Genomic DNA, 24,580 nt, shown 5'->3' on the forward strand with positions numbered 1-24,580 from the left:
ATCATGAGGAGGCTTACACTTTGGGATGAAGGTGTCTTTCATGAAGCATTGGCGTGTAGAACTTCTCTAGGAGGGGATAGGTATGATGAGGTTGCGCGAAGCGTTTAAAGAACAGTTTTTGATCGGAGCCGCCGTCAATCCGGTGACGTTGGACTCGCAGCGTGATTTGCTTATCGAGCATTTCAATAGCGTGACTGCCGAAAATGAAATGAAATTCGAAAGGTTGCATCCTGCGGAGGACCGGTATACGTTTGAGGCGGCAGACCGTATGGTGGCCCTGGCTAAAGCCAACGGCATGGGGGTAAGGGGCCATACGCTGGTGTGGCACAATCAGACGCCGGCATGGGTGTTTGAAAATGAAGACGGCAGCCAAACGGATCGGGTGACGCTGCTGGCCCGCATGAAATCTCATATCAACACGGTCGTATCCCGTTACCGGGGAGAACTCTATGCTTGGGACGTGGTGAACGAAGCGGTATCCGACAGCGGCAGCGAGCTGCTGCGGCCTTCAAAGTGGCTCGATATTATCGGCGAGGATTTCATCGCCAAGGCGTTTGAGTACGCCCATGAAGCCGATCCGGAGGCGCTGCTGTTCTACAACGATTACAACGAGGCCGATCCGGTGAAAAGCGAGAAAATCTACACGCTCGTCAAATCGCTGCTCGAGCAGGGGGTTCCGATCCATGGCATCGGGCTTCAGGCGCACTGGAGCCTGTATCACCCGTCGCTGGATAATATCCGCGTGGCGATCGAGAAATACGCCAGTTTGGGCGTGAAGCTGCATATTACGGAGCTGGACGTTTCGATGTTTGCGTTCGATGACCGGCGGACCGACCTCACGGCTCCGACGGAAGAGATGCTGGCTCTTCAAGCGGAACGTTACGGTCAATTTTTCCGGCTGTTCCAGGAATACAGCGAATATATCACTTCCGTCACTTTTTGGGGCGCTGCCGATGATTATACCTGGCTGGACCATTTCCCTGTACGGGGACGAAAGAATTGGCCATTCTTATTTGATGCGAAGCATCAGCCCAAACCGTCTTATTCGGAAGTGCTGAAGACAGTGGGCTTGACTCTTTAGGCAAGGCATGTTTTTCATTGGAATGGTGCTTGTACAAGCACCATTTTTTTTCGTGTTAACGGCAGCTGCACCAGCTTTTCATTAAGGCGATACCGTTTGATGGGAGTTGAAGGTCATCCGGTATGCGGTCGGCGAGAAGCCGGTCGATTCCTTGAAAATTCTGGATAAGTAGGAGATATCGGATATTCCGATCCTGTCGCCGATTTCAGATAACGGGAGGTTCGTCGTCACAAGCAGCAGTTTTGCTTCCTCCAGCCTTCTTTTCTTGATGTATTGGATCGGGGAAATCCCGAACTGGCGTTTAAATACACGGATGAAATAGTTGGGATGCAAATGAGCCTTTTCGGCCAAGTCCGTAATGGTCAGGTTGTGACGGTAGCTGCTCTGAATATACGAAATCACCTGTTCGAGAGGTTCGGGCTCCGTCGAACGATGGAGGCTGTCCTCGGAGGAAACCGCATGCTCAATATAATAAGCGACCAATCTTAGCATGGCTGATTTCACAAGCAGCGGACCGCTAATGGAAGCCGCAGCATCGCTGTCGAGCAATTCGCGGAACAGCCGGATCGCTTCGCTGTCATTTTTTGTGTCCACATACAGTGGGGTTTGAATCAGGTCAAAGAGATTGCGGTCTCCAATCCGAGCCGTAAAATGGCACCAATATTTCGTGTATCTGGGGCCCGAAGTGTAAGAATAGGACTGCTTCACGCCATGAGGCATAAGAAACCATTGTCCGGGTTTTGGACTGAATTCCGAATCGCCGATTTTCAGCCATCCCTCCCCGTCACAGATCAAATAAAACTTGTTAAAGTCCGGCGTATAGTCGAGCTCCCGCCAATCCGTCCATACCTGGTTATATCCCATCGATGTGACCCGTACGTCCAGATTTTCCATATACAGCCTTGCTAGTGATTGGTTGCCCATAACTGTATTCCCCGTTCTATATAGAGTAGATAATTTTATCCAACAGAAGGTTAGGATTCTGTATTCATTCATGGCGCGAGGATTGCTAGGATAAAATCAATTCCTGATTCGAGCAAAGGAGGCAATACCGATGAACTGGAACGAAATCGCCGCTGGCCCCTACCAACCTACCTTTGAATCCCTCCGCCAATTCGAATGTCCGGAGTGGTTCCGGGACGCCAAGTTCGGGATCTGGTCGCACTGGGGCGCCCAGTCCGTACCGATGTACGGAGACTGGTATGCACGGAACATCTATATCGAAGGTTCGGAACAATACCGATACCATGTCCGTCACTATGGGCACCCATCGAAATTTGGCTATAAAGACCTTGTGCAGCTGTGGAGAGCGGAGGCGTTTGACCCGGATGCCTTAATGGACTTATACACGGCAGCCGGGGCCAAATATTTCGTGGCGCAGGCGATGCACCATGATAACTTCTTCAATTATGATTCTAGCATCCATCGCTGGAACTCGGTCAATATGGGACCCAAAAAAGATATTGTCGCTCTGTGGAAGGATGCCGCCGCACGGCGTGGGCTGCCTTTTGGCCTAACGGAGCATCTCGGCGCCACATTCAGCTGGTTCCATTGGAATAAAGGCAGCGATAAGGAGGGGCCATATGCCGGCATTCCTTACGATGGGAACGATCCGGCGAATGAGGATTTGTATCTGCCCAATAAGGAACACCATCAAGGCAGGATACAGGTTGATTCGATTTCGCCTTGGTATACATCCAATCCGTGGTGGCATCGTCACTGGTTTTCCGTGATCAAGGAAATCATTGATAAGTATCAGCCGGATCTGCTGTACTCGGACGGCGGGCTGCCGTTCACACCAGGCTACTGGGAAAAGCCGGAGCTGTCCCTGGATGATCCCGCCTACGAGGCTGGACTACTCGCTGTCGCACACCTGTATAATACGAGCGCGGCGATTCACGGCGGCGTGAACCGCGCGGTCTATAACCAGAAGGATCGGCGCAAGGAAATATACACGATAGGCGTGCTGGATATCGAGCGGAGCCAAGAGCCTGACATCAAGCCTGAGCCGTGGCAGACCGACACATGCGTAGGGGACTGGTTCTATAATGTGAGGTCTGTGTATAAAAAGCCGGGGCATGTCATCGAAATCCTGGTCGATATCGTTTCTAAAAACGGCAATCTTCTCTTGAATATTCCGCAGAAGCCGGATGGTACAATCGACGACGAGTGCACGCATATCCTCAGAGAGATGGCTGAGTGGATTCGAGTCTGCGGCGAAGGGATATTTGGCACCCGCCCGTTCCGCGTGTCAGGCGAAGGCCCTTCACAGGTGGTCATTGACCATTTCACCGAAAACAAAGTGGAATGGACAGCGGCAGATTACCGATTTACGCAGAAGGGGAATATTCTCTACGCCTTCCAAATGCGCTGGCCGGAGGATCGTCTAGCCGTCATTCGTACGTTGACCCCGGCTGACAAGGTAAAGTCCGTGCGGCTGCTGGGTGTGGGCGATGTACCGTTCGAGCAGCCTTACGGAGCTCTGGTTGTTTCCCTTCCGGAGCATAGGCCGACAAATCATGCCCACTGCCTGGCTATTGAGCTCGGGTGACACGCTCGATGATCCATTTGGACCGGCATCGCTGGCTGAGTTAGGTAAATGATCGGTATAATAATATAATACTCGTTGGATTACGCCCTGCGGCTGATATAATGATGCCGTGGGGCGTTTTTAATAACTCTTGTTAAGGAGATGATCACGATGAAAGCGTTAAAGCTAAGGCCTTTTGTTCCGTCCGGTGAGGATTACCCGCTTGCTGTGCAGTTCTATGAGGATTTGGGATTTGAAAAAATATTCACCAGCGATGAGCTGACGATTTTCCGGATGGACGAAACGGAATTCCATTTACAGAACTATCAGAACGCTGAATTGCAAATGAACTATATGCTGGAGCTATGCGTCCAGGATTTGGATGCGTGGTGGAGCCATCTTCAACACTCCGGTGTCATCTTAAAATACGGCGTGAAAGCCAAGCCTCCTGAAATCCAGCCGTACGGCAGACGGGCCATCCATCTGCTGGATCCCGCCGGCGTTCTCTGGCATATTACAGAAGTCTGAACCCGGCCGAACGGACAGGTAAGGCGCAGCTGATGGCATTTGTAGAGAGAGGAGGATGATTACATATGAACGGTGATACGAAGCAAATCTATCTGATCTCCGGTCCGCTCGGGGTCGGAAAATCGACAACGTCGAAAGAGCTGGCTCGGCTCGTGGAACGCTGTGTGCTGATCGAGGGCGACGATTTACTCCACATGCAGATGACGGAGCCTGCCCCGACATGGGAGGAACGTCTGAGCTTGGCTTGGATGAATATCCTTTCGGTCACCAGAAACTTTATCCAAAACGGTTTTCACGTCGTGATCGACTTTGTCGTCGAAGATGAATTCGAGTGGTTCTGCCGGCAGATCGCCGATTTAAACGTACAGCTCAAATATGCGGTACTGCACGCAGACGAAGAAACGATAACGGAGCGTCTCCATATGAGAGGGGATATACATTTACTGGACCGTTCGCTGTTTTTGCTAAATAAACTGAAGTCAGCAGCAGTCAATGCGGATTATCTTGTGGATACGAATCATAAGGATCCGGCCGAGACTGCCGCAGGAGTGATCCAACATGACAGGTTTCACGTTCATATTGGAATGTAACGGAAAGCATGGTTAAACAACGGCTGCCGCAGGGATAGACTGCTATTCTTCAAGTCTTCGCCGGCCGCCGTTTTGTTGTGCCCGAAAGTGTCTGAAGAGGCAAATGCTGACGCCTGAAAAAAAGGGGTTGACAATAAATGTTAATCACCGCATAATTACATTGACTGACTGAGTCAATCTAAATCACGACAATTCATATTTTTTTTGAATATTATCGACTGAATGAGTCAATCTAAAACTGGGAGGAATCATTTTATGGTTACCAAGGCGAACACAAGCAAAGCCATCGTCATCGGTGGAGGTATGGCGGGACTCATGACCGCACGCGTGCTCTCGGAATATTTCAAAGAGGTACTGATCGTTGAAAATGATGCCTATCCGACAGGGCCGGACGTCCGGCCGGGAACGCCTCAGGCATTCCATCCGCATCGCTTTACGGCGCGGGGGAAAGCGGTCATTGAACGGCTCTTTCCTGGATATGAGCAGGATATGATCGCGAACGGCTGCCCGTCTTCACTGAACAAAACCGCGTATTTCATGAACCAGTACGGCACCCTGGAAATGAAGTACGACCGGGATGATCTTAAATTTAGCAGAGCGCTTCTGGAGTGGGTCATCCGCGAGCGGACGGCTGCCATTTCCAACGTGAAATTTCTGACGAAACACCAGGTGACGGGGTTGTTAACGAGCCCTGACGGATCCGAGGTAATGGGGGTGCAAGCCAGAGACCGTGAGCAGTCCGGCAAGGAGAAAGCACTGACGGCCGACCTGGTTATTGATACGAGCGGGCGATCTTCAAAGCTGTCGGGCTGGCTTACGGACCTGGGCTACGAGGTTCCCGAGCCGGATCTGTTGAAAGTTTCGCTCGGGTACAGCACCCGCCGCTATAAAGTACCGCCGCACCTGACTCATTTGATCGATGAATGGGATGTCATCAACATTCAAGGACAGCCTGCGAGCGGTACGTATACGAGTGTCTTCTCATTTATCGAGAATGATACGGCTGAAGTGCTGCTCGCCCGTCCGGGCGGGAATTACCCTCCGACGGATGCTGCCGAATTCGAGAGCGCCTTGGAGCAGCTTCCGAGCCCGAAGATCGCAGAACTCGTCCGCGATTTCGAACCGATGGCGTCACCCAGACCTTTCCGCGTTCCGGAATTGTACTGCCATCGATTTGAACAGATGCCGCAGTGGCCGCAAGGCTTGCTGGTCCTGGGAGATGCTTACTGCATCTATGACCCGATCTTCGGCCAGGGCATGACCGTTGCTGCCATCTCAGTCGAAATCCTGGAAACCTGTCTGCAGGAACAGCACGCCGAGAAGCGGCCGGATTGGGAGCATGGCGTACTCCGCCGAATCAAGGAGGCCATCGAGCCGGCGTTCTGGCTGAACTGTACGGCCGATCTCCGGTGGGAGGGTGTCGAATACCATGGGACGGATTCGAGCAAGAGGAACGCCTTCAGCCGGGAATATATGGAGCTGTTCCTGAGGTATGCGGTCAGCAAACCCGATTGGAAGTTCTATGGACTCTATTGGGCGGTCAATACGTTATCGGTATCCCCCCGAAACATTTTCAATCCTGAGACAGCTGTCCAAGTGTTAACCGCTTCAGATGAAGGCAGGGAGCTGCTCTCCGGTCTTACGGCGGACAACGGTAAACCTGTGGAAACGATTCTCGAAGAAATGCTTCCGCGGTTCCCGGAATCGCCGTTCGAGCTGGTAAGACCATAGCGATAGCCAAGATGGATTTGATATACTGGTAGAAAAAACGGTAGCTTCCGGTAAAGGGGTACTTGACATTGGCACCATTAAACGAAGAGCAATTACACCAAATTCGCGATGAACGAAAAGAACAGATCAAGGCAGCAGCGCTTCAGGTGTTTGCCCGCAAAGGCATCCTCAGCGCAAAGATGAGTATGATCGCTGAGACGGCAGGCATCAGCAACGGGCTGCTGTACCATTATTTTAAATCCAAAGACGAATTGTTTACGTCGCTTGTTCAAGAAGCGATGGCCGAATCGGAAGCGGCGCTGCGCAGCGTCTATGACATGCCGGGAACGCCGCTCGAGAGAATCAGGGCGTTAACGGCGGAAATCCTCAATGAAGATGGCACTCCATACTTCATGCTGATTCACCAGGCAGCCACGTCCGACGGGGTGCCTGAACAAGTCAAGGAGATCCAACAGCAATATTCTATGGATACGTATGTAGATATGCTGCTTCCGTTATTCGAAGAAGGTCAGCAAGCAGGGGAATTGGCGGAAGGAGATCCGCGTGAGCTCATCGCTTGTTATTTATCCGTCCTATCCGGCGTGATGGTCATCAATTCGAATGGAAGCAAGGTGTATCAAATTCCGAAGGCCGACATGCTGATGCGGCTGGTTGCACGGAAATAAACGCAGTTTGTACATCGTTAAAAAACTCTTTCCTACCCGCCTATCAAGGCGGTTGGAAAGAGTTTTATGATGTGTTCTCCGTATTCAAGAACAGCTATCCGTTTCCATACTGGGCGAGATACTGCGGATACGAGCGGAGATGGACCGCTTTGGCTTTGCGCTGGGCTTCTTCCCGATGTTCCGGGACCTCCTCCGACTCGACGTAATCGGCCAGTACGTCAATGACGTCGTCCAGCAGTTTTGCCCGAAAATACAGCTCAAGCCGCTCGGCAACCGTATCTCCTGCCGTGGCCAACACCTTTTCCCTCCAAACCGGCCATGATGGGCCATGCCTTAGTGGCCATAACATAACCGAATAGTCCATCGCCGCATCTCCCTGGCCGGAAAGATCGTCCCAGTCGATGATCCGAAAGCTGTCCTTGCCGCAAGTCAGCACGTTGTTTCCGTTCAGATCGTTATGAACCACGTCGCTCGCAGGGAGTCCAAATGCCGGGGTCTGCCGGACAGCTTCCCTCAGCCTTTCGATCTCTTCTCCAAACCACAAAATGGTCTCATCCGACACGAAGTCCCGCAGCAGCTCCCGGGATCTGTGGATTCCCTCCAAATCTTCCGTAAACCTGGATATGTATTCGTCTTCAAAGGCATCCGCAAAAGTGCGGACTTCCGCTTCAGGCAGCATTCCGCGAAGAATGCTGTCGCGATGCAGCCTGGAGGCGGTCTCGATGACGCCCGTCAGAATAGCTTCAGGATTCGCCGCTTCCGCCAGCGGGACCGCATCCTCGATATATTCGAACACAAGGCCATACGGATACCCTTCTACGATCTCGCTTTCAATCCTGTGGACCAGCTTGGGTGCGGCGTAGTGTTCGGCAAGATAATCGCTGACGCCCGCCCACTGCTGCAGCCGCTCGCTCCGATCGGGCGGAGCCAGTTTAACGTGAAGCCGCGTGTGGCCGTCCGACAAGCGGAGAGACAAATTACCGAAGCCTCCGGGATTATAGATGTATGAAGCCTGGATATGATGGGGATCTAAACCGATCGCACCGGCATTCGCCGCTGCCCATTTTTCGATGAGTCGTTCTGCCAACCTTACATTCATAACGTTCTCCGGCCTCCTCGCCTTCTTTTGGTATATACCGGATATTGTAGCATGGAATGGGTGTGATTACCCGGCCGTCAAGAAGCAGGAAAAAACCATTCGTTCATGAATGGTTTTTAATATGTTAACGGCGCTGCCGCTGCTGATCATTTTCCCCTTTTTGCAAAAATACTTTAACAAAGGGGTTATGCTCGGTTCAATCAAAGGATGAAGACGGCAACAAAAATTCGGATCATGGGGTGAAGACAGGTGAATCAGCAACCGAAGTATGTAGCCCATCGGGGGCTTAGTATGAAGGCGCCTGAGAATACCGTCGCGGCTTTTGAACTGGCAGGCCGATCGGGATTCTGGGGCATCGAATGCGATACTTACTGCACGACGGACGGCCGCTGGATTGTCCATCATGACCGTACCGTCGACCGGATGACGAACGGAACGGGGAGGACGAAGGATTTCTCGTTTGCCGAGATTCGCGAGCTGAGCATCACCTCCGGAAACGGGATCAGCGATTATTCCGGCCTGCGAGTCCCGACATTGGAGGAAGTGTTGTCCGTATGTGTGTCCTACGGCATGCACGCATTCGTCGAGATTGAGGAATATCACCAGGATCGCGATCTGGAAAGGCTCGTTGAGCTGGTCCGCGGCTACGGCATAATGGGGCAAATGAGCTTCATCTGCTTCAATGCCAACGATCTGTTGAAGGTGCGTGCCATCGATCCGGCGGTGCCGCTCGGCTTTTTATCGGCGAAGCCGCCAAGTGAAGCAGACCTTGAGCTCATCGGCCGGCTGCAGCCTGCTTTTCTGGATTACGACTATCGTACCGCGACGCCGGATGACGTGCGAAACTGCAGCAGGGCTGGAGTTGACGTGTCGATCTGGACTGTAAACGAGCGGGAGATTTCGCGGCCGTTTGAGGAGGCGGGTGCGGCCTATATCACGACGGATACGATTTTGTGGGATTGAAATAGGAGTCTAGGTTTCAGTAGCGTTTTATCCACGGGTATTACTGCTATGACTAATGGTGACATTTGGAGATAGTCGTTATAGATGATGAGTGTTTAGCATAAGAAAAGGGAAGCGCTAATTCTTGCGCTTCCCTTTTTTGGATCGTATTTTTCCGAACTCTAATATGAGATTGAAGAGAACCTTATTTCTCCTCCAAAGAATAGGAGGTTACGACGCCGTTTTTCAGCGTTACGTAGATAAACAATTTTGGTGGTGCGATGTCGTAGATCCAGGTTACGGTATGATTCCCCGAATTAAGGATCCGGTCCGGCTTGTCCCAGGATAATTCGAGCATCTTGTCGGTCATCCCTGCACGAACCTGGCTATTTTCGATCAGCTTCCAATATGAGCTTGGAAAGTTAAAAGATTTATAAGGATTAACGGTCGAAATTACCTTTTGGAAATCCTCGGTGTGAAGGCTCTTGATCTTATAGGTTTTGTTTTGATAAGTAAAGTATACGTCAACCCAGCCGGTAATTAGTTCATCGCTTTCTACCTTGACGATCTTAACTTGCGACAAATTGTGAACGGATTTAGTTGGTGTACCGTCAAATTCCGTTAGTTTCATCTGCACCCGGTAGCTGTGAATCCAAACAGTCTTGCCTATATATTTTTTATAGGTTTCATAGGCGTTATTAACAAAAATGATAACCTTCTTGGCTGATGTAGTGAGCATAACGTAACTGATCGGCTTTGTTTTTTCATTTATAGGCCTGGTGTAATCTACTGTTGTCTTTGCATTCAGCGTGTCCGTTATCATCCCGAGGGGAAGCATCAACTTGCCCTCGATGAGCTGAGGAGGGACAGTATACAGCTTTTTTGCTCCATTAATCGACACGGATTTAACATTCAGCTTAGCGGTGACCTTGATATCCCCGATTGTATAGCCGATGTTTCCCTGTTTGGGATCAAACTGCAGTTGCAGGCCCAATTCTTTAAATAGCGGGCCAATGGGAAGCATGGTTTGGCCTGATAGGATAACTCCTTTATCTTTCAATTCGATGATAGGCAGCTCTGATTCTGTCTCTCCACTGGCCCCCGCCTTTTGTCCGTTCGTGATTACCGAAATCCCCAGCACACAAGCCAGCAATATCATGACAAGTTTCTTCAAAATTCTTCCTCCATTTGAATCTTTTCCTTGAATATACCTGAATTGCAGTGATTTGTCTCATTTTTTTGCTAGAGTCAAAGGAATCCTCAAACCCCATGTGGAAACTACTAGGCAGATGAATAACCGAAAGAGAGGAATATCGCGATGATGCCGGTTCAGGACCTACTGAATCCAAAAGCTTACCCGATGCAAAGTTTACATCTTTGCTCCATGCAGAGTCTATATGACAAACAGCGGCGGTTGTTTTGCATGGAGCCTTATCCCTTAACCGCATCCATTTCAGATCATTAGCAGGATGTTTGTCATGCAGGCTTTGCTACCTTACCATCTTAAACTCACTTAGATGAAAGGGCGAAGCCAATGAAATATGTATCTGCGAGCGACATTTTACCTGAACAGCTGCTTCAGGAAATTCAAAAATACGTCCAAGGCAGGACGATCTATATTCCTTCTCGCGAGGATGGCCGCAAAAAATGGGGCCAGCTTTCGGGACAGCGGGACTATCTGCGGAAACGCAATTTAGAGATCAGGCAATCGTTCCGTAAAGGAATTGATGTGGAGCAGCTCTCCCAGTCCTATTGCCTCGCTGTAGAAACGATCCGAAAGATCGTATACCAGAAAAAATAATGCCAGGGGCTTGCGTGTGATCAAACCAGCGCGAGCCCTTTTTGTATCCTAAATGGTTATGTGTGTTCTCTGCATATTGTTTCAAAGCGCCAGCCGGTATACTTTACGGTACAAGATAAAAGGCTCTTTGAGGAGGATCCAGCATGGCAGAAATAACGGTTGAATTAAGCAGGCGTGATACGCAATCGATCATCTATAACCTTTACCCCCTGTATCTTCACGATTTGGCGGGGATCCGGAACGTGCTTCCCAATCGGTATGGCGTCTTTGAAGACAGCGATGCCTTTCAAACGCTTCAGCAGCAAATGCCGGAGTTTGATATTTGGTGGGAAAAAGAGGAGTGCCTTTTTCCTTTCTTGATTCGGGTCGACGAAGTGCCCGCAGGATTCGCGTTGATTGCCACGCCGCCTTATGTGGAGGATGACAGCGATTTTTTGGTGAACGAATATTTTATACTGCAGCCTTTCCGGGGTCAGGGCGTTGCCGAGGAGGCCATAACCCAAATCTTCAACCGGTTCAAGGGAAAATGGCTGATCTACACGACTCCGACAGAGAGGAATTCAAGGACCATTCATTTTTGGAGAAAAACCCTGGCGCGTTATACGAACAACAGGTTCACGGAAGAGGACAGGGAATTGCGGGCTGAGATCGGGGCGGCTAAGGTGTTCCATTTTATAAACAAATAAGTAGTCGGGCGGCTGATCGATAAGATCGGCTGTTTTTTTGTTCAAATTCATAGCTATGGAATGGCAAAAGGTCGCTTTACGACTATCGATAAGTCGGATCAGAGGTAGAGCGACCCGAAGAAAAGGAATAGAATATCTTCACTGTGAAGTCGTCAGGAAGCAAAGGAGCATGCAGATGAAGACATTAATCAAATGGGTACTGTCGATTGTCCTCATTGTAACGATAGGGGGATTTCTCGCCGTGAATTTATCTCCCGTTCCTTTTATTTATTGGCTTCGCAACCAACCGGATCCTGGGCCGGCAGCACCCCTAAGCTGGACGGCGTATCAAGAGATGGTGGATACACACAAAGACCTTCGGTATCCGTCCGAATTTAAGTCCAATACGTTTGATGTTTATGTTCCCCAAAATAGTCAGGAAAAGCGGCCGACGATTCTTTGGGTACATGGCGGTGCATTCGTGTCTGGAGATAAGTCGGGCACTTCCTATTGGTGCACGATGATGGCCAGCAAAGGGTATGCCGTCGTCAGCATGAATTACGAGGCGGCTCCCGAGGCTCGATTCCCGGCACCGGTCCTTCAAATGACGGAGCTCTATCAATTTTTGAAGGAATCTTCCGATGAATATCCGGCCATAGATCTTAACCGTCTTATTATTGGAGGAGACTCGGCAGGTGCTCAGATCGCATCCCAGTTCATTGCGATACAGACCAATCCGGACTTGGCGAACAGGATGAATATCCAACCGTCCGTACCGCTGGAAACGTTAAAGGCTGCGCTTTTATACTGTGGGCCGTACAACGTCAAACAGCTTGCGAACGTAAAGGGCAGAGTGGAGCAGTTTGTTCTGAATCAGCTGGGGTGGGCTTACATCGGTAAACGGAATTGGCAGAGAGGAACCGAGGCGGAGGATGCTTCAACGACCAACCACGTGACCCCTCGTTTCCCCCCTGCTTTCATTACAGATGGAAACACCGGTTCCTTTGAGCGGCACGGCAAGGAGCTAGAGGCCCGACTTCAGGCGGAGGGCGTCCCGGTTACCTCCTTATTTTTCCCTGTGTCTCATGGAGCCGTTCCACACGAATATCAATTTCAATTGAATACCCGAGAGGCGATGGAGTGCTTCAACGAGACGTTATCCTTTTTAAAAGAGCGGTTGGAGCACTAGCCTGAAGGCATGATCGTAAATACTTATCGGTGAGAGAAGTAGTATAGTGGAGTTAGCTTATGACCAAGGAGAGGATTTTCATCATGTACACCCGTCTTAAGGCAGTTCCTTGGAATTCGATACGCGTCAAGCTCGTTCTTGGACTGCTTGGCGTGGCAACTCCTTTAATTGCATTGCTGATTTATGTGAGTTACTACAGTGTAGGTGTCATACACAATCAGGTGGCGGTCTCCAATAAAAATATGATTTCCGTTCAAATGCGGCAGATCGACAGCCAGCTCGCGGAAATTGAGCGTCATTTGGTGAATCTGTCCAATTCGGAAGTCAGCATTTTGACGATGAAAGACGCGGTGCCGGAAACCGACTATATGATGGCCAAAAGCGACTTGTTCCGCAAGCTAACTTCTGACATCGCCGTGTATCCATATATCGACGGACTGTTCGTCTATTCCATTCCTAGGCAGGAATTCGTCCAAGCCTATAAAGATGCAAAAGGCTTATTTTCGTATGCAAGCTTGTTGAAATTACACGATAATCTGCAAAACAAGATCATGGAAGAGGGACGTTCACTTGTACTGAATCCTAAGTGGCAGCTTCAGCAAATTAACGGGTCATACTATGCCGTTCAACTGTTCAGGGATGGGAATATATGTATCGGCTCATGGGTTTCACTGAAGACATTAATGTCGCCTTTATCTGTGCTCAACACGGGGGATACCGGAGCGATGCTGTTCGTTGATAAGCAGGGGATCCCTTTATACAGTACTCAGCCTCTGCAGGATAAGGGGCTTGATTTCTCGCAGGGATTCCATAACTATTACATGTCCGGAGAGCATAAAAACTACCTGGTGGTCGGTGAAACCTCCAGTAAAATCGATCTCAGCATGTCCGCCGTGATACCGGATAAACTGACGCTTGAGAACATGCCCTACTTGAAAAAAATGGCGGGATGGTTCTCTGCCATTGCGATCCTGCTTCTCCCGGTAAGCCTGTGGTTTTTGCGAAGGGTTCTGTTATTGCCTCTGCAAAAGATGATGCGGTTAATGCGGCGGATCGGCGAGGGAAACTTCAATCTGCGGATGGAAGGTGCCCCGTCGGCCACCGAGGAATTTCAACTGGTCTACACGACCTTTGATCAGATGATTTCCCGGATCGAAGAATTGAAGATTCATGTCTATGAGGAACAGCTAAACAAACAACGGAGCGAATTGAAGCATCTTCAGCTTCAGATCAACCCGCATTTTTTCATGAATTCTCTGAATATCATCTATCATTTGGCCCAGGCCAGGCAGTATGAACTCATACAGGAAATGACCCTCTGCCTCGTCCATTATTTCCGGTATATGTTTCAGAGCAATAATCAGCCCTTTGTCCTGCTGCGGGATGAACTGCAGCATATCCGCAATTATTTGCATATCCAGGAGCTGCGTCTCCCGGGTCAATTTAAAAGCGAGATGCATGTGCCTGAATATTTGCTCGATACCCCCGTTCCGCCGCTCATGCTGCAAACCATCGTCGAAAATACGATCAAGCATGCGGTTAGTGCCGATGCACCCATCCTTCTTGTGGTTGAAGCTTCACTGGATGATCTTGCAGAAGAGCCGATGGTATGCATCACCATTCGGGATACCGGCAAGGGTTTTCCTGATGAGGTCTTGGAAGAAATCCGCTTGGGCGACAGCCAGAACGGTGCGGGCAGGGAAAATATCGGCCTGTGGAATGCACGGGAAAGGCTGCGTTTGCAGTATGGGGACCATGCCGTGATGGAATGTTACAACGATGATCCGCAAGGCGCCGTGGTGGAATTGATCGTTCCCGTGAGGCCGGAGATGGACGGAAAGGAGCTGGCATAAGCGTGCATCAATTGTTGATCGTAGATGATGAGGCAATCGCCGTGGAAAGTTTAAAAACGGGTGTGAATTGGTCCGGACTGGGCATTGCCCGCGTGTTTACTGCCTATAATGCTCAGCAGGCTCAGGAGGTCATTCGCTATGAGGCTGTAGATATTTTGGTATGTGATATTGAAATGCCGCAGGGGAGCGGGTTGGACCTGCTGAAATGGGTACGCGAAAATAATCCGGCCATCGAGGTGGTATTTCTGACATGCCATGCGGATTTTCAATATGCCAAGCAGGCCATTCAACTCGGCAGTTTCGATTATTTGCTGAAGCCTGTTCCATTCGTGGAACTTGAGGAGGTAGTTCGCAAGGCGATTGGCAAGATCGAGCAGGAAAGCAAGCTGAATGAATTCAGCCGATACGGTAAGTACTGGGTGCAACATCAGCCTCTGCTCGTCGAGCGCTTCTGGCTGGATATTTTGAATCAGTCGATTCCCAGCCATGCCTTGGCCATTCGAAAGACAGCTGAAGAACGTAACATTCCCTACTCGGATGAAATGACCTTTTTACCGCTGCTTATTCAGGTTAGAAGCTGGAACAAGCGGATTACGTTAAGAGATGAGAAAATCGTAGAGTATGCGATCCGCAAATCCGCGGAGGAGATCATGCAGGATCGGCAGGGGCACTGCATACTGATTTCCCTGGAGCAAGGGCGGCTGCTGGTCTTGTTAAACGGGGAAGACGCCAGTACGCCGGATATCCAAAAGCTAAAGAGCCGGTGTGAAACGTATATCGATGCCTGCAAACGTTATTTCTATGCCAGCGTGTCCTGTTACATCGGCAAATCGGGCCATGGAGACGAGATTGCATCAATCTACCAGCAGCTGTGCAAGATGAATGACAATAATGTGGCCTACGACCAGGACGTTCTTGTCATGGGAGAAGAAGCCGCTGCTTCGGCAAATTCGCATCTTTTACCGGATATGAGCATCTGGGCGGTTTTGCTTAAAGAAGGGGCATACGGTCAAGTCCTGGATGCCGCGAAGGCTTATATAGAGTCCAAGGTACAAGATAATCAGCTAACCTCGAGCCTGCTCAATCAATTTATACAAGACTTCCAGCAGATGTTCTATTATGTTCTTCATATCAAAGGGATACAAGCGCATCGGTTGTTTGGGGATTCCGAATCACTGGAACTGCATTCCAGATCGGCGCGTTCGGCCGCACATTCCATCGGATGGCTGGAGCATCTGATGAGGAAGGCGGCGGATTTTGCTACAGCAGTGGAGCATTCGTCAAGTGTGGTAGAAAAGGTGAAGGAGTACATCCGTCAGCACCTTGCCAAAGAATTATCCAGAGAAGACATCGCCGGCCAGGTTTACTTGAACCCTGATTATTTGACCCGGATTTTCAAGAAAGAGACCGGGATGTCGATCTCGGATTATATCCTTCAGCAGCGCCTAAGCATTGCCGCCAATTTGCTTGCTAACACCAGTCTGTCCGTCAGCTTGATCGCTGCCGAAATTGGCTACGTCAATTTCTCGCATTTTTCCCGTATGTTCAAAAAGTACTATGACAAAAGTCCGCTGGAATACAGGCAAGGCTGTTCCATCCGGGAGGTAAGCGAAAGGGAGAGTCGTAAAAGTGACAGTGGAAAGTCGTAATCCGGGCAGAGACTGCGCTGAAAGCTTCGTACAATGACATCAGGATTCAAAAATATGATAAAAGCGGGGGTTTCAGATGAAAAAGTCTCTTCTCAAGCTTGTCTCACTGCTTCTGGTCTGTATGGTCGTATTGTCAGCCTGCGGCGGCACATCAGACAATCAGGACACCGGCAGCAGCGCTGGAAATGGAGGCGCTGACAACAATTCGCCCATCCAGGAATTGACCGTTGTCCTTCCTGTGGCGGGTACGGTCTCCAAGGATATGCAAAAGGTAGAGGATGCGATTAATAAAATCGCTATGGAGAAAATTCAGGCACGTGTGAAGTTTCTGCATATCTCTTTTGGCGATTGGGAGCAGCAGACCAACCTGATGTTCGCCGGAAATGAGAAAATGGATTTGATCTGGATATCCGGCAGCAATTACACCAATATCGTCACCAAAGGCCAGCTGCAGGAGCTTGACGGTTTGTTAAAGGATCATGGTCAGGGCATCACGGCGGCTATCGATGAAAGTTATCTGAACGCCACCAAAATCGGCGGAAAAATGTACGCCGTGCCCACGGTGCGCGATTTTGCCTCTTCAACCGGGGTGAATATGAACAAGGCGCTCGTGGATAAGTACCATATCGATGTGAACGGCATAAAGTCCCTCGACGATCTGGAGAAAGTGCTGCGTACCGTGAAAGATGGCGAAGGGAATACGATGTATCCGTTGGTTCCGGGTGCCAATGGACGTACATTCCTGGACGACTTGGGCGATTTTGACGCCTTGAGCGATTCCATTGGGGTTCTGCCGAACTATGACAATGGCTTGAAAGTCGTGAACTATTACGAAACGCCGGAATACGCGAATTTCCTGAGCAAAATCCGGCAGTGGTACGTCGACGGTCTGATTCCAAAGGATGTGGCGACCAGCCAGACCTCCCGCGTGGATTTGATCAAATCGAATGAAACGTTTGCTTATTCGGCCAGACAGAACCCGATGTCAAAGATCACGGAAACCGCATTGGTCGGGCAGGAAATTCAGCCTGCGGAAATATACCCGGCGGTGGCGACTACCAGCTCGGTAACGGGTTCGATGTGGGCTATCCCTGTCAACTCTACCGTTCCGGATAAGGCGATGGATTTTCTGAATCTGATGTACTCCGACAAAGATATCGTCAATCTCTATGATTGGGGGATTGAAGGCACGCACTATGTGAAGTCGGCCGGCAGCGACAATGTGATCGAGTATCCGCAGGGTGCGGATCCGGCGAACCTCGGATACAGCATGCCGATGGGCTGGATGTTCGGCAACCAGTTTTTGTCCTATGTCCAAAAGGGGAATGATCCAGAAACGTGGACGAAAATGAAAGAGTTCAACAATGGCGCCAAACGCTCGAAGGCACTGGGGTTCCTGTTTGACGCTTCACCGGTGAAAACGGAATATGCGGCGGTCATGAACGTCATTACCCAATATAAAGTGCCGCTAGAGACCGGCAGCGTCGATCCTGCGAAAATTTTGCCCGAATTCATTTCCAAGCTGAAATCGGCCGGTGTGGATAAGATTGTAGCGGAAAAACAAAAGCAATTGGATGAATGGGCGAATGCGAACGGTGTGAAATAACCGACAAACCGAAAGATCTGATCAATGGGGCTGTCTTAAAGCGAAAGCTTTGAGGCAGCCCTTTTCTTGTTCCAGGGATCAAGTCGGGAAAGATCAAATAGGAGGTCGCTTAAACGGTAGTGTCCTCCCCCCTCACTCTTTAAAATCAATAGTATATTCGGCGTTTAGCTATTAGAAGGGGGAAGTGCGGTGATCAAAACAACACGCCGTAAAGGATGGAGAGGTCTCAAGAAATACACTCCGCTGTACATCATGATGCTGCCGGGTCTGGCCTATCTGGTCATTAACAATTATTTACCTTTGTTCGGGCTGTCGATCGCTTTCAAGGACGTGAACTACCGCAAGGGGATATGGAACAGTGATTGGGTGGGATTCAAAAACTTTGAGTACCTGTTTAAAACGCAGGATGCCTGGATGATCACAAGAAATACCATCCTGTATAATGCAGTCTTTATTATTCTCGGCCTCATCGTTTCGATCGGCACGGCTGTTTTGCTGAATGAAATCAAGAACAAATTTCTGGCCCGGTTCTATCAGAGTGTGATCATTCTGCCCTACCTGATCTCCATCATCATTGTCAGCTATTTGGTGTATGCGATGTTCAGCGTGAACACAGGGCTGGTGAACCATACGATTCTGCCAGCGCTCGGTCTGGATCCGATCTCGTGGTATTCCGAACCGAAGTATTGGCCGTTCATCTTGACATTTGTGCATATTTGGAAGGCCGCTGGCTACTCCTGTATCGTCTATCTGGCTGCAATCATCGGGATTGACCCGGAATATTACGAGGCTGCTAAGCTGGATGGAGCCACCAAGTGGATGCAGATTCGCAAAATTACCCTTCCGATGATCATGCCGGTCATCATGATTTTGACCCTGCTCTCGATTGGACGAATCTTCTACTCCGATTTCGGCCTGTTCTATCAAGTACCGATGAACTCCGGCGCGTTATACTCAACGACCAATGTCATTGATACCTACGTCTTCCGCGGCCTTATGCAGCTTGGCGACATCGGCATGTCTTCAGCGGCGGGTTTCTATCAGTCTTTAGTCGGTTTTGTATTGGTGCTCGTCTCCAACTCCATCGTCCGCAAAATCGATAAAGACAACGCTTTGTTCTAAGGAGGAGCTTATGAAAAATGAATCCAGGGGCTGGCAGTGGGCCGGCCATATCCTGTTGATCCTGTTTTCCCTGGCGTGTATTCTTCCGTTCATCCTGCTGTTCATATCTTCGATAACGGATGATCACACCATTGCGGTAGAGGGCTATTCCTTCTTCCCGTCAAAGTTCAGTTTGAGCGCTTATGAGTATTTGTGGAGGGAGTCGGGGCAGATCTTTCATGCTTACGGCATCACTGTTCTCGTGACGCTGATCGGTACCACGGCCAGCCTGTTGATGACTTCGCTGCTCGCTTACCCGCTATCCCGAAAGGATTTGCCCGGCGGGACAGCCATCGCGTTTATCGTCTTTTTTACACTGCTTTTTAACGGCGGCTTGGTACCGACTTATCTCGTGTATACCCAATTATTCGATATTAAAAATACGCTGTTCGCCCTGCTCATACCATGGCTTCTAATGAACGGCTTCAACGTCATGTTGATGCGGACCTTCTTCGTGACCACGATTCCTGCAGCCATCATCGAGTCGGCCAGCATGGATGGAGCCGGGGAATTCAAAATGTACTGCAGGATCATTCTGCCGTTATCGCTGCCCATTCTAGCCACCGTAGGCATGTTCCAGGGGCTCGCTTATTGGAATGACTGGAATAACGGTTTGATTTTTGTGACCGATCCGAAGCTGTTCAGCTTGCAGAACCTGCTGAACCGGATCATGAATGATATTCAGTATTTGACCCGCAACAGTCAATTAAACACGGGAGCGGCACTGGATCAGCTTCCTAGCGAAACGTTCCGGATGGCCGTCGCGGTGATCGGTGTCATTCCGATTCTGATCGCTTATCCGTTCTTCCAGAAGTATTTTGTCAAAGGGATGACCATCGGTGCGGTAAAAGGCTGATGGAAAACCATAAATCTGTGTACGATGCGAAAGATGGGAGTGGGATGCAATGATAGGTCTCTGGCATGCCTTAGTAGAACAACCGCGCATAAAGCTGCAGTTCAAAATTGAAAAGAAGGGGGGCTATACGCTCGATGCAGCGATGGAGCCGTTACCGGCCCCTCTTCGATTCACCAACGTGACCGTTCAGGGCAGCCGCATTCGGGGAACGGGCAAGGTATTTTGGGATCCAGGCGATGAGCTTGAAGCCGAACTTGATTTCAAGGAGGATTCTTTCGAGGGTCATATCCATATTCCCTTGATCGGAACGATCCCGCTTCATGGTGCCAGGGGCAGGGGGCCTTATATGGCATTGAGCCTGATGGATGAAATCGCGCCCTACCGGCAGCATCATGTCAAGGAGCGAAGCGACGAGGACATCCATGAAGCGATTGAACAGCTGCTGGCCCGTTTGTCGCTGGAGGAGAAGGTCGGCCAGATGTGCCAATGCCAGGCTTCGAACTTCTCGTTTGGCAGCGAGGTGGCAACGGATCCGCCGGAGAAGCTGATCGCTGAAGGCAGGGTCGGATCGGTGCTGGGAGCATTCGATATCACCCGGGTGTTCGAGCTGCAAAAGATCGCCGTTGAGCAATCCCCGCACGGGATTCCGCTCCTCTTCAACGCCGATGTCATCCACGGCTCGCAAACGGTGTTTCCGATTCCGCTTGCCTGGTCCTGCAGCTGGGACATGGAAGCGATTAAAGAAGCCTGCGCCATTGCGGCCAAGGAAGCAAGCGCATCGGGCACGGTATACAATCACGGCCCGATGATTGATGTGGCGCGCGATGCCCGCTGGGGGCGGGTTTCGGAAGGAGCGGGAGAGGATCCGTATCTGGGCTCCTTGATCGCCAAAGCGCAGGTTGAGGGGTATCAAGGAGAGTCCCTTTTTAACGAAGAAACGCTGATCGCCTGCCTCAAACACTTCATTGCCTATGGTGCAGCGGAAGGAGGACGGGACTACAATACGGTGGATATATCGGAATCGACCCTGCGCAATGTGTATTTACCGCCATTTCAGGCCGCATTGGAGGCGGGGGCGGGATCGGTCATGAATGCCTTCAATATTTACCAAGGCGTTCCGGCTGCAGCAAGCACATTTCTGCTGAAAGAGCTGCTTCGGGAGGAATTGGGGTTCAAGGGAGTCTTGATCTCCGACTACGGTTCGGTCGATGAAATTCGGGTACATGGCCATGCCAAAGATACCGAGGAGGCGGCACTTAAGGCGGTGCAGGCAACCATGGATATCGAAATGGTGACGCGCTCCTATGACGCATTGCCCGGGCTGGTTCGCGAAGGCAAGCTCGCCGAGCGGCAAATCGATGAGGCCGTCCGGCGTATTTTATATTTGAAATACAAAACCGGCCTGATGGATGACCCGTTTCGGTATATTCGGCCGGAGAAAGAAATGGAATGGCATTTCAGCGAGGCTCACTTGCAGGCCAGTCTGGAGCTGGCGCGCAAATCTATCGTCCTGCTGAAAAATGACGGTGTGCTTCCGCTTGCCAAGGAGGCACGTAAGGTTGCGCTGATCGGTCCGTTTGCTGACAGTAAGGATCTGCTCGGTCCGTGGCAATTTTCCCGTTACGGGCATGAGACGGTTACCCTGTATGAAGGACTGATGGGGAAAGGCATTGGGGAGGAACGTATATTGTTTGCTCCGGGGAGCAAAGTGAACGAGCCGCTCGATGGAGGAATTGAAGCCGCAGTTGAGCAGGCGCGCGAAGCTGAAATAGTGATACTTGCGCTGGGCGAGAGCAGCGATATGTCCGGCGAGGCCGCTTCCCGGATGGATATCGTCGTGCCCGAGCCGCAGCAGCGGCTGGCAGAAGCGATCGCCGCCGTCGGCAAACCGACCGTTCTGGTCTTGACGAATGGCCGTCCGCTCGCTCTCAGCTGGTTCGAGCAGCATATGGATGCCATCGTTGAAACCTGGTTCCTGGGCTCACAGGCCGGGCATGCCATCGCCGATGTGCTGACGGGGGATTACAATCCATCCGGCAAGCTGACGATGAGCTTTCCCGCCCGGATTGGGCAGGTTCCGGTCTACTATAACCATTTCAATACGGGACGCCCACTGACGGAAACGAACAAAAATCAAAAGTATATCTCCAAATATTTGGACGGACCGAATGAGCCGCTGTATCCTTTCGGATTTGGGTTGAGTTATACGAGCTTTGCTTACTCGGATGCGAAGTTGGATCGCAGTTTAATGTCTGCAGGTGAAACGGTAGCCGCATCCGTGAAAGTAACGAACACGGGAGCCATAGCCGGAGAAGAAATTGTCCAATTGTACATTCAGGACTGCCATGGCAGCATCGTGCGTCCGGTCAAGGAATTGAAAGGATTTTGCAAAGTGTTTCTGGCTCCGGGCGAGAGCCGGAGGGTTGCGTTTGAAATTACGGCCGAGGAATTAACGTTCTGGACGCCGGATACCGGATATACGGCAGAACCCGGTCAATTCAAGGTGTATATTGGTTCAAGCAGCCGGGATGTACAGGAAGTCGATTCATTGGAATTGGTAAAGGAATCGGAAAATGAAAGAGGGAGTTGGCCGGAATGAAGCAAGGACAGACCGTGCGATTGTATCCGCAGCCCCGGCTGCTGCAATGGTTAGAAGGGGAAAAAGAATGGTCTGCTCATTTAAACGTGCGAGCTCAAGGCGAAGCCGGGAGGGCCGTCCAACGGCTGAAGCTCGCTTCCGAACTGGAGCAGGCGATTGCAAGCCGCGGTGGCGCATTGGATGAGGAGGATCAGCCGGCGACCTCGATCCGAGTAAACCAGCGGGACGAACTTCATCCGCAAGGCTATGTTATACAGTGGGATGAAGATGGCCTTCTGCTCGAGTACCGGAGCGATGCCGGGTTGTATTATGCACTCGTTACGCTCAAGCAGCTACTCTCGCGAGAAGGTTTAAACTGGGATTGTTTTCGAATCGAGGACGAACCCGATTTTCCGGTTCGCGGCTTGATGCTGGATATTGGGCGGCACAAAATTCCAAAGCTCTCCGAGTTGTACGGATTGGTTGACCGGATGGCGGAATTAAAACTTAACCACCTGCAGCTGTATATGGAGGGTTACTGCTTTGAAATGGAAGCGTTCAAGGATGCTTTCCCTGGAAGCACGCCGATAACAGCTGTGGAACTCCGCGAATTGGACGCCTATGCCGCCGCCAGGTATATCGATCTGGTGCCGAACCAGAACTGCCTCGGACACATGGGCGAGTGGCTGAACAAGCCGGATTTCCGCGAGCTGGCGGAGCACCCGGACGGCCTGCCGCTGCCGAACCAAATTACGTTTCCGCCGACCACGCTGAACCCGGTTGATCCGCGCTCCATGGATTTGGTCAAGCAATTGTTCGATGCCCTGCTTCCGCAATTCTCTTCGTCCTATGCGAACGTGAATATGGATGAGCCTTATGGCCTCGGCAGGGGGAAGAGTAAAGCACGCTGTGATGAAATCGGGGCAGGCGCGCTATATATGGAGTATGCGGATCAGGTATTTGATGTTATCCGCGGCCACGGAAAGAAGCCGATGATGTGGGGAGATGTGCTTGCTTCTCATCCTGAGTTGATGCAAAGGTTTCCGGAAGACGTGACGGTGCTCGATTGGAATTATGAAAGCAGCATCTCGTTTGAAGCTCATTGCAAGATGCTGTCCGAGAATTGGATCCCGTTCTACGTCTGCCCGGGAACAAGTGCATGGTCGGCGATATCCGGGAGAACCGACAACATGCTGGACAACATTTCCGATGCCGCCATTCATGGGCTCAGTTACGGCGCCGGAGGCCTGATCGTGACGGATTGGGGAGACAATGGCCATTGGCAGGTCCCTGCTGTCAGTTATCCGGCATATGTCTATGCAGCCGGTACCGGCTGGCAGACGCATCACCACCTGCAGCGGACGGATTGGGTCGAAAGATATATTTCGGAAGGGATATACAGGGACGAAAGCGGCGAAGTCGGAAATTTTCTGCTGGAGCTGGGGCGTTATCATCACCTGGAGAACAGTTCGATCGACAATTCCACCTATACGGCGCATTTACTGATCCGCGGACTGATGTCCCCGGAACGTTTCAAGGCAGGTATGGATCTGCTGATGAAAACCTTCGGCGAGCTGGGCGGCCCCGGCGGCGAATTTACGCTGGACTACCGTTACGATGAGATGCTGGAATGGTTGCGTCAGCGGAAAGCACAGTTTGGCAAGCTCAAGCTCCAAGCCCCCGAATCGGATCTCGTCATGGATGAACTGGCGAACACGCTGCGGCTTATTGAACAAGGCGTCGGACTTCACCGCTACATGCACCGTATCGGTCTTCCGGATCAAGCGGCTGAAATCAAGTGCCTTACCGAACTTAGAGAGCAGCTGGAGACCATTGTTCGGGAATTCGACCGGCTGTGGCGTATTCGAAACCGGGAAGGCGGTCTGGCATCCAGTCACCGCGCCCTATATCATTTGCTGGATCAGTATCAGGAGCGGCTGAAGGAACTGAATGCGCAAGGCCGAACGGATACGCTAGGAGCTCAGTAAAGAATGCGGGCGGGATTTGCTGAATTCTGATCCGTATTGTGCATAAGCTCGACCAATAAAGGGAGGAA

At 50.8% G+C, this 24,580-nt stretch carries 20 protein-coding genes; 17 read left to right on the forward strand and 3 right to left on the reverse strand.

The genetic code is table 11. From position 1 onward, the window contains the following. Positions 1-82: 82 nt before the first annotated feature. Entirely contained in the window at positions 83-1,081 is a 999-nt protein-coding gene (locus ABID47_RS10955) for an endo-1,4-beta-xylanase (protein ID WP_105443968.1), read from the forward strand. Positions 1,082-1,162: 81 nt separating this feature from the next. Here ABID47_RS10955 and ABID47_RS10960 read toward each other — a convergent pair whose 3' ends face one another. After that, positions 1,163-2,005, reverse strand: coding sequence for an AraC family transcriptional regulator (locus ABID47_RS10960; protein ID WP_354496574.1), 843 nt, complete (start codon positions 2,003-2,005; stop codon positions 1,163-1,165). A gap of 130 nt (positions 2,006-2,135) precedes the next feature. On the opposite strand from ABID47_RS10960, the gene ABID47_RS10965 reads away from it, so the two are divergent. From ABID47_RS10965 to ABID47_RS10985, 5 genes are all read left to right on the forward strand, one after another. Then, positions 2,136-3,632, forward strand: a complete 1,497-nt coding sequence (locus tag ABID47_RS10965; protein WP_354496576.1) for an alpha-L-fucosidase — start codon at positions 2,136-2,138, stop codon at positions 3,630-3,632. A gap of 150 nt (positions 3,633-3,782) precedes the next feature. Then, positions 3,783-4,139, forward strand: coding sequence for a VOC family protein (locus ABID47_RS10970; protein WP_354496578.1), 357 nt, complete (start codon positions 3,783-3,785; stop codon positions 4,137-4,139). 65 nt (positions 4,140-4,204) lie between these two features. Further along, on the forward strand, positions 4,205-4,729 hold the full coding sequence (locus ABID47_RS10975) for an AAA family ATPase (protein ID WP_354496580.1): 525 nt from the start codon (positions 4,205-4,207) through the stop codon (positions 4,727-4,729). A 255-nt stretch (positions 4,730-4,984) separates the two neighbouring features. Continuing rightward, positions 4,985-6,460, forward strand: a complete 1,476-nt coding sequence (locus ABID47_RS10980) for an FAD-dependent oxidoreductase (RefSeq protein ID WP_354496582.1) — start codon at positions 4,985-4,987, stop codon at positions 6,458-6,460. Positions 6,461-6,528: 68 nt separating this feature from the next. Further along, positions 6,529-7,125 carry a TetR/AcrR family transcriptional regulator gene (locus tag ABID47_RS10985; RefSeq protein ID WP_354496584.1) on the forward strand — a complete coding sequence of 199 codons (597 nt, stop codon included), beginning with the start codon at positions 6,529-6,531 and terminating at the stop codon, positions 7,123-7,125. 94 nt (positions 7,126-7,219) lie between these two features. On the opposite strand, the gene ABID47_RS10990 is transcribed toward ABID47_RS10985, so the two are convergent. Further along, complete coding sequence (locus ABID47_RS10990; protein WP_354496586.1) at positions 7,220-8,224, reverse strand: aminoglycoside phosphotransferase family protein; 1,005 nt, start codon at positions 8,222-8,224, stop codon at positions 7,220-7,222. A 249-nt stretch (positions 8,225-8,473) separates the two neighbouring features. Here ABID47_RS10990 and ABID47_RS10995 point away from each other — a divergent pair, with 249 nt between their 5' ends. After that, positions 8,474-9,187 (forward strand): glycerophosphodiester phosphodiesterase, encoded by a 714-nt coding sequence (locus ABID47_RS10995; RefSeq protein ID WP_354496588.1) that lies wholly within the window; start codon positions 8,474-8,476, stop codon positions 9,185-9,187. A 184-nt stretch (positions 9,188-9,371) separates the two neighbouring features. On the opposite strand, the gene ABID47_RS11000 is transcribed toward ABID47_RS10995, so the two are convergent. Beyond that, entirely contained in the window at positions 9,372-10,340 is a 969-nt protein-coding gene (locus ABID47_RS11000; protein ID WP_354496590.1) for a copper amine oxidase N-terminal domain-containing protein, read from the reverse strand. Between the two features lie 360 nt (positions 10,341-10,700). Between ABID47_RS11000 and ABID47_RS11005 the strand changes: the two genes are divergently transcribed. The 10 genes from ABID47_RS11005 (at position 10,701) to ABID47_RS11050 (ending at position 24,512) form a co-directional block, all read left to right on the forward strand. After that, positions 10,701-10,967: a CD3324 family protein gene (locus ABID47_RS11005; protein ID WP_076169170.1), complete on the forward strand. Its 267-nt coding sequence runs from the start codon at positions 10,701-10,703 to the stop codon at positions 10,965-10,967. A 143-nt stretch (positions 10,968-11,110) separates the two neighbouring features. Next, positions 11,111-11,653 (forward strand): GNAT family N-acetyltransferase, encoded by a 543-nt coding sequence (locus ABID47_RS11010; RefSeq protein WP_354496592.1) that lies wholly within the window; start codon positions 11,111-11,113, stop codon positions 11,651-11,653. A gap of 175 nt (positions 11,654-11,828) precedes the next feature. Further along, positions 11,829-12,821 carry an alpha/beta hydrolase gene (locus tag ABID47_RS11015; protein WP_354496594.1) on the forward strand — a complete coding sequence of 331 codons (993 nt, stop codon included), beginning with the start codon at positions 11,829-11,831 and terminating at the stop codon, positions 12,819-12,821. Between the two features lie 83 nt (positions 12,822-12,904). Next, positions 12,905-14,674, forward strand: coding sequence for a sensor histidine kinase (locus ABID47_RS11020; RefSeq protein WP_354496596.1), 1,770 nt, complete (start codon positions 12,905-12,907; stop codon positions 14,672-14,674). A 2-nt stretch (positions 14,675-14,676) separates the two neighbouring features. Continuing rightward, positions 14,677-16,323, forward strand: a complete 1,647-nt coding sequence (locus ABID47_RS11025; protein ID WP_354496598.1) for a response regulator — start codon at positions 14,677-14,679, stop codon at positions 16,321-16,323. 76 nt (positions 16,324-16,399) lie between these two features. Then, positions 16,400-17,929 (forward strand): ABC transporter substrate-binding protein, encoded by a 1,530-nt coding sequence (locus tag ABID47_RS11030; RefSeq protein WP_354496600.1) that lies wholly within the window; start codon positions 16,400-16,402, stop codon positions 17,927-17,929. A gap of 252 nt (positions 17,930-18,181) precedes the next feature. Next, positions 18,182-19,051, forward strand: coding sequence for an ABC transporter permease (locus tag ABID47_RS11035; RefSeq protein ID WP_354497290.1), 870 nt, complete (start codon positions 18,182-18,184; stop codon positions 19,049-19,051). Between the two features lie 10 nt (positions 19,052-19,061). After that, on the forward strand, positions 19,062-19,946 hold the full coding sequence (locus ABID47_RS11040) for a carbohydrate ABC transporter permease (RefSeq protein ID WP_354496602.1): 885 nt from the start codon (positions 19,062-19,064) through the stop codon (positions 19,944-19,946). Positions 19,947-19,995: 49 nt separating this feature from the next. After that, entirely contained in the window at positions 19,996-22,545 is a 2,550-nt protein-coding gene (locus ABID47_RS11045) for a glycoside hydrolase family 3 N-terminal domain-containing protein (protein ID WP_354496604.1), read from the forward strand. Next, the gene (locus tag ABID47_RS11050) at positions 22,542-24,512 is read left to right on the forward strand and encodes a beta-N-acetylhexosaminidase (RefSeq protein ID WP_354496606.1); all 1,971 of its coding nucleotides are present in this window, start codon (positions 22,542-22,544) and stop codon (positions 24,510-24,512) included. Before ABID47_RS11045 ends, ABID47_RS11050 begins: the two co-directional genes overlap by 4 nt. Positions 24,513-24,580 lie beyond the last annotated feature (68 nt).

It is taken from the genome of Paenibacillus favisporus (assembly GCF_040545415.1).
In the GTDB taxonomy this organism is placed as follows: Bacteria; Bacillota; Bacilli; order Paenibacillales; family Paenibacillaceae; genus Paenibacillus_AQ; species Paenibacillus_AQ favisporus.

What these genes read in the sequence shown, in the direction of transcription:
- ABID47_RS10955 (WP_105443968.1), top strand. Translation starts at nt 83, where the DNA reads ATGATGAGGTTGCGCGAAGCGTTTAAAGAACAGTTTTTGATCGGAGCC.
- ABID47_RS10960 (WP_354496574.1), bottom strand. Translation starts at nt 2,005, where the DNA reads ATGGGCAACCAATCACTAGCAAGGCTGTATATGGAAAATCTGGACGTA.
- ABID47_RS10965 (WP_354496576.1), top strand. Translation starts at nt 2,136, where the DNA reads ATGAACTGGAACGAAATCGCCGCTGGCCCCTACCAACCTACCTTTGAA.
- ABID47_RS10970 (WP_354496578.1), top strand. Translation starts at nt 3,783, where the DNA reads ATGAAAGCGTTAAAGCTAAGGCCTTTTGTTCCGTCCGGTGAGGATTAC.
- ABID47_RS10975 (WP_354496580.1), top strand. Translation starts at nt 4,205, where the DNA reads ATGAACGGTGATACGAAGCAAATCTATCTGATCTCCGGTCCGCTCGGG.
- ABID47_RS10980 (WP_354496582.1), top strand. Translation starts at nt 4,985, where the DNA reads ATGGTTACCAAGGCGAACACAAGCAAAGCCATCGTCATCGGTGGAGGT.
- ABID47_RS10990 (WP_354496586.1), bottom strand. Translation starts at nt 8,224, where the DNA reads ATGAATGTAAGGTTGGCAGAACGACTCATCGAAAAATGGGCAGCGGCG.
- ABID47_RS11005 (WP_076169170.1), top strand. Translation starts at nt 10,701, where the DNA reads ATGAAATATGTATCTGCGAGCGACATTTTACCTGAACAGCTGCTTCAG.
- ABID47_RS11010 (WP_354496592.1), top strand. Translation starts at nt 11,111, where the DNA reads ATGGCAGAAATAACGGTTGAATTAAGCAGGCGTGATACGCAATCGATC.
- ABID47_RS11015 (WP_354496594.1), top strand. Translation starts at nt 11,829, where the DNA reads ATGAAGACATTAATCAAATGGGTACTGTCGATTGTCCTCATTGTAACG.
- ABID47_RS11020 (WP_354496596.1), top strand. Translation starts at nt 12,905, where the DNA reads ATGTACACCCGTCTTAAGGCAGTTCCTTGGAATTCGATACGCGTCAAG.
- ABID47_RS11030 (WP_354496600.1), top strand. Translation starts at nt 16,400, where the DNA reads ATGAAAAAGTCTCTTCTCAAGCTTGTCTCACTGCTTCTGGTCTGTATG.
- ABID47_RS11035 (WP_354497290.1), top strand. Translation starts at nt 18,182, where the DNA reads ATGATGCTGCCGGGTCTGGCCTATCTGGTCATTAACAATTATTTACCT.
- ABID47_RS11040 (WP_354496602.1), top strand. Translation starts at nt 19,062, where the DNA reads ATGAAAAATGAATCCAGGGGCTGGCAGTGGGCCGGCCATATCCTGTTG.
- ABID47_RS11045 (WP_354496604.1), top strand. Translation starts at nt 19,996, where the DNA reads ATGATAGGTCTCTGGCATGCCTTAGTAGAACAACCGCGCATAAAGCTG.
- ABID47_RS11050 (WP_354496606.1), top strand. Translation starts at nt 22,542, where the DNA reads ATGAAGCAAGGACAGACCGTGCGATTGTATCCGCAGCCCCGGCTGCTG.